This is a genomic window from Streptomyces rhizosphaerihabitans (genome assembly GCF_025399795.1).
GTDB classification, from domain to species: Bacteria; Actinomycetota; Actinomycetes; order Streptomycetales; family Streptomycetaceae; genus Streptomyces; species Streptomyces rhizosphaerihabitans.
Genome location: NZ_JAODTZ010000126.1, coordinates 1 through 3,451, shown reverse-complemented (window position 1 = coordinate 3,451; position 3,451 = coordinate 1). Strand labels below are relative to the sequence as shown.

At 65.0% G+C, this 3,451-nt stretch carries 4 protein-coding genes; all 4 read left to right on the top strand.

What is annotated here, in order from left to right; genetic code table 11:
* Positions 1–237: 237 nt before the first annotated feature.
* Genes N4G66_RS44855 through N4G66_RS44840 form a run of 4 tightly spaced genes read left to right on the top strand, consistent with a single transcriptional unit; the run spans position 238 to position 3,271 of the window.
* The gene (locus N4G66_RS44855; protein ID WP_261710100.1) at positions 238–510 is read left to right on the top strand and encodes a hypothetical protein; all 273 of its coding nucleotides are present in this window, start codon (positions 238–240) and stop codon (positions 508–510) included.
* Entirely contained in the window at positions 507–1,847 is a 1,341-nt protein-coding gene (locus tag N4G66_RS44850; RefSeq protein ID WP_261710099.1) for a hypothetical protein, read from the top strand. Before N4G66_RS44855 ends, N4G66_RS44850 begins: the two co-directional genes overlap by 4 nt.
* Positions 1,848–1,874: 27 nt before the next feature.
* The gene (locus N4G66_RS44845) at positions 1,875–2,561 is read left to right on the top strand and encodes a hypothetical protein (protein WP_261710098.1); all 687 of its coding nucleotides are present in this window, start codon (positions 1,875–1,877) and stop codon (positions 2,559–2,561) included.
* Positions 2,562–2,581: 20 nt separating this feature from the next.
* Positions 2,582–3,271, top strand: coding sequence for a hypothetical protein (locus N4G66_RS44840; RefSeq protein WP_261710097.1), 690 nt, complete (start codon positions 2,582–2,584; stop codon positions 3,269–3,271).
* The last annotated feature ends 180 nt before the right edge of the window (positions 3,272–3,451 follow it).

Here is a 3,451-nt window from a genome sequence, read left to right as displayed (position 1 = left end):
CGACGGTTCGTACAAGCTGCGGGCGACGATCACCTGGAAGATCCACTGGACGGGTACCGGCGTAACGGCCGCACAGAACCTGCCGGACGGCACCTTCGGGGCGGACCAGGACGTCGTCGTACAAGAGATCCAGTCCATCAACCGCTGAGTCCGGCCCTCCGGACTCACTGAGTTCCGGAAGAGGCAGAGGGCGTGGCGGAGCGGTTGGCCGTTGACGGCGATGAGCTGTCGCACTTCATGAAGTTGCTCAGGACGTCGACGGAGTCGTTGAAAGGCCTGCGCAGGGCGTTGGAGGACGCCACGGTCACCGGCCTGGGCACGGACGATCTCGACTGTGCCTGCGAGGATTTCCAGGACAACTGGAAGTACGGAGCCGACCAGATCGGTGAGCAGACCGAGGACCTGGCCAAGATCATCGGGAAGAGCAGGGACAGCTACCGCGAGGTGGACAAGGCCCTGGAGCAAGCCCTGAAGAAGGCCGGGGACGGCAGGGGCGGCGGTACGAGGTGACGTACCAGCCCGGGGACACGGGTGCGGCACTCGATCCGCGGTCCCTCGCCGACCGAGACAAACCGCAGGGCCTCAAGTCGGCCCCGCACGTCCCCAACCCCGACTACCCGCATCTCGGGTTCAATCCGGTGCCGGGCAGCACGGAGACCGTGAGCGGCCTGTGCAAGAAGCTCACGGGGTGCGCGAAGGTTCTCGAAGAGACGCGTGAGCTCGTCACCAAGCTGATGGACGGCAGTTACTGGAAGGGCGACGCGGCCGTCGCCTTCCGCGAGCAGTTGGACGGCGGTCCGCTCCCCCTGAACCTGAAGAACGCCGCCCGCTCCATCCGTAAAGCGGCCGGCCAACTCGGCCGCTGGGAAGGCGAACTCGACGACTTCCAGCGGCGGGCGAAGCGACTGGAACGGGACGCGAAGGAAGCACAGGCCGCGGTGGAACGGGCTATGGGCCACGCCACGAAAGCGGGTGACAGCCCTGACCTGCAGGGGAAGGGCGCCGGGCGCGACGAGGCGCAGAAGGCACTGACCAAGGCGAACACGGCGGTGGACGACGCGGAGGACGCCCTTCGCAAGATCCGCAGCAAGGCCCGCGAGCTCGCAGACGAACACGAGCACCAAGCCCAGCATCGGGCAGACAAGATCCGTGACGCCACGAAGAAGCTGACTCCACACGAGCCGGGCTGGTTCGACTCAGCACTCGACTGGCTGACCGAGAACCTGCCGGACATTCTGAGCACGGTGGGTGCCGTGATCGGGCTGGTCGCGTTGTTCGTGGTGTCGGGTGGGGCAGCGGCAGCTGTGCTGTTGCTCGCCACTGCAGCGTTGAGCGGGACGGCATTGGCAATGCGGGTCTTCGGCGATCCAACGTTGCGTGAATCGCTGTGGGACGGATTCACCAAGGGCGAGTTTGACACAGACTTCTGGAGCAATTTCGTCACTGTCGGTGGCGACGCACTGGGTGTGCTTCCCGGTGTTGGAGCGGCAGGCAAGGGAGCCGCAATCGCTGTGCGAGCGACTGGCGAAGCGGGAGAGGCCTTGACGTTCATCCAACGGGCGGCTCGCTTCGGCAGTGAAACCATGGAGCAGGCGAAGTCCATTGCAGACCTGGACAACGCAGTACTCGGTTTTACTATTCGAGGCGCCCGAGCCGCGCATATTTCTAGGGCGGTCGAAGTCACGTCGGCCTCGATTGGTGTGGGCACGGCAGGGTTCGGTTTGGTCATGACCGCCGTAGACGCCGATGACGACGGTATCAAGGACGGCTCTGTGGCGAGTGTTGACGGAGCGCGACTTGGCCTGGACATCGGGGGCGTTGTCAGTTTTGCCCGCCACGTCTTCTGAGCCGGAACAGAGAGAAGAGCTCACCCTATGGATTCGACCTACTACCTCACTGCTTGGGACCATCTGCCGACCAGGCGGGCCTGGATTCAGCACATGATCGCGATCGTGGGGCGTCTGATCGGCTGGCTCGCAGTCTGGATTGGGAGCCTCCTCCTCATTGTGGCAACGCCACGTTGGGCCGGTTGGCTATTCCTCCTTCTTCTCGTCTATGCAACCTTCCGAGCCGTCCTCCAACTCGCCTACATCCGCCCCTCCATCTACATCCAGCGCGTCCTCTGGCAGTACCCCTGGCAACTCCTCACGGGCGTTCCCCGAGGCCGGAACAAGCATCCGCGGGTTCAAGAGGACGAGATGTGGCTGGAGTTGCCCAATCCTGAGGAGCCGGAGGAGCAGATCCCTCTGCTTTTCCTTTCCGGCATGCGTACCTTCTGGTGGATGCGACGCTTCGGCACCGCTCGTACGAAACCGGAGCTGAAGGCGCAGATCGAGCCGCTCTGGTTCGCTGGTGACCCCCGCTTCATCGCCGTCATCGCGGCCGGCAGTCGCAAGGGCGACGCACCCAAGAGGCTGCATCTGCTCTATCAGCGCACGGCCACGGGCCGGCGGGGCGTCGAGCCGACCGACTGGAACGCAAGCCCCGCCGCGCTCGAACGCGCCCGTCGTTCCGGCGCTCACGTTCCCGACGCGGTGCATCCGCACCCGCGTACGTACTGACTCGTCCCCGGCAGGACACGATGACCATCGCCCCCCACGTCACGATCGCCGACTCGGCCGAAGACCCTGACGCCGATGTCTGGTTCGCGGAACCCGCGGGCTTCACCGCTGTGCCCCTCGACGCGCTGCTTCCCGCACCCGACTCCCCGGGTGCCGATGATCTGCGCACCGCCCTCGCGCCCTTTCTTCAGGCGGCTCCCGATGAGGTGTCCCGGCAGCAGTTCATCGCTCAGTTCGCACAGGGGCAGCAACTGCTCGGTGCTCTGAGGGAAGCCGGAACTGTCCATTGCTCGATCGGACTGCACCGCGATGACCTCGACGAGGGAGCCACGAACAGAGGTCGGCCGCTGCTGTCGTTCTTCACCGTCTCCTGGCGGGCAACGGCAGTGTCGCCGCGAGCCGTGACGGCTGCCCGCGCGGTGAGCGGACTCGACCCGCAGGCGTGCATCGAATACGTCGAACTCCCCTGTGGACCGGTCACGTTCAGCGAAACCGTTCACACCCCCAGAGCTGCCGGCGGTCTCCCTCAGGTGCCCTTGGTCCAGTTCCGCGCCCACCTGCCGCATCCGGACTGCAAGCGGCTGGCCGTGTTCGCGCTGAGCACGACGGCCGTCGGACGCCGTGAGCAGTACCGTGCGATCCTCCGTCATATCGCCACCCTGGCCACCTTCGACAATCCGCTGGTCGCGACTACCCATGAGACGCCCTGACCACAGAGGCAGTAGCCCAACAGGGCACGAACGGCGAGAACATGACGGTCACTTCGTCGGAGTGGTCGGAGTCAGGACTTTGCGGACGCCAACTCGGTGAACCATCTCGCTGACGAACTTCACTCCATCGAAGGTTTTCGGGCACCAGTTGGCTGCGCTATGGGCAGCTTTGTCCAATGT

Excerpts from the sequence above, each read along its gene's own strand:
- N4G66_RS44855 (WP_261710100.1), top strand. The coding sequence starts at position 238 with ATGAAGTTGCTCAGGACGTCGACGGAGTCGTTGAAAGGCCTGCGCAGG.
- N4G66_RS44845 (WP_261710098.1), top strand. The coding sequence starts at position 1,875 with ATGGATTCGACCTACTACCTCACTGCTTGGGACCATCTGCCGACCAGG.
- N4G66_RS44840 (WP_261710097.1), top strand. The coding sequence starts at position 2,582 with ATGACCATCGCCCCCCACGTCACGATCGCCGACTCGGCCGAAGACCCT.